Below are 1,044 nucleotides of genomic sequence, written 5' to 3' on the forward strand. Positions count from 1 at the left end.
CTACTTTAAAAGAGTAGAAATAATTAAAGACAAATAACAACAATCAGCGCGTTTTCAAACAAATGTACAAGTTTGAAAATTTCCTGTGCATAGAGTCAATAATTTGAACCAGCAACGGTTTTTGGCAGTTTGATCAAGTAACATTTGCCTGTTGCTTCGCTGCAGCATCCGTTTTGCTCATTTCAACCCGCATTCTTCTCAAATTTTTATTCAGGTCTCGTGACACAAACCTTTGAAATTAAAAGCGCTCAGTTGCCGTTGCTGGCCTTGCTGCTCAAAACGCCTGACCTGGCAGACATCATTGAAGACCTGTACGCGCAATTTGGACCGGCTAGTCAGAGCCCCGATTTTTTTGATGATGATGCTGTGGTACTTGATTTTTTTCATCTGGAAATTGAGGATGTCAATCAATCCCTGCCAGCTTTGATGTCGGCTTTGCATCACTGCCGTCTCAAGCCCATCGCCTTTCGTAACGCAACGCCGCCAGCAGCTACCGCAGCTTTGGCGTGTGGTCTGATTGAAGCGCCCGCAGAAATGCCGCATGGCAAGGCCATCAATCCAAAAAATAACGTGATGAAACCGGTGGCGGAAAGCGTGCGCGAAGTGTTTCGTGAAGTGGTGCGCGAGGTCCCGGGGCCGGCCACACTGGTCATCGACAAGCCCTTGCGTTCTGGCCAGAAAATCTACGCGCGCGGCGCTGATCTGGTGGTGCTGGCCATGGTCAACATGGGTGCAGAAGTGGTCGCAGACGGCAACATCCACGTTTATGCGCCGTTACGCGGCAAAGCCATGGCGGGTGCCAGTGGCAACACCCAAGCGCGGATATTTTCACTCTGCCTGGAACCCGAACTGATTTCTATTGCGGGTGTGTACCGTACCAGCGAAAATCCACTCCCAAAAGACATTCACGGCAAACCGGCTCAGGTGCGCCTGAGCCAGGACGGCCACGACAAGCTGATCTTCGAAGCCTTGAACCCCTAAATTTTCTGTTTGAAAGACCTCATCGACATGGCAAAAATAATTGTGGTGACTTCCGGCAAGGGC

At 50.1% G+C, this 1,044-nt stretch carries 1 protein-coding gene; it reads left to right on the plus strand.

Features of this window, described 5'->3' with window-relative positions; all coding sequences use genetic code 11:
- Nucleotides 1-219 precede the first annotated feature (219 nt).
- Nucleotides 220-981: a septum site-determining protein MinC gene (gene minC, locus IBX54_RS15195; protein WP_296543483.1), complete on the plus strand. Its 762-nt coding sequence runs from the start codon at nt 220-222 to the stop codon at nt 979-981.
- Nucleotides 982-1,044 lie beyond the last annotated feature (63 nt).

Source organism: Rhodoferax sp. (assembly GCF_014859475.1).
Classification (GTDB): domain Bacteria; phylum Pseudomonadota; class Gammaproteobacteria; order Burkholderiales; family Burkholderiaceae_C; genus Rhodoferax.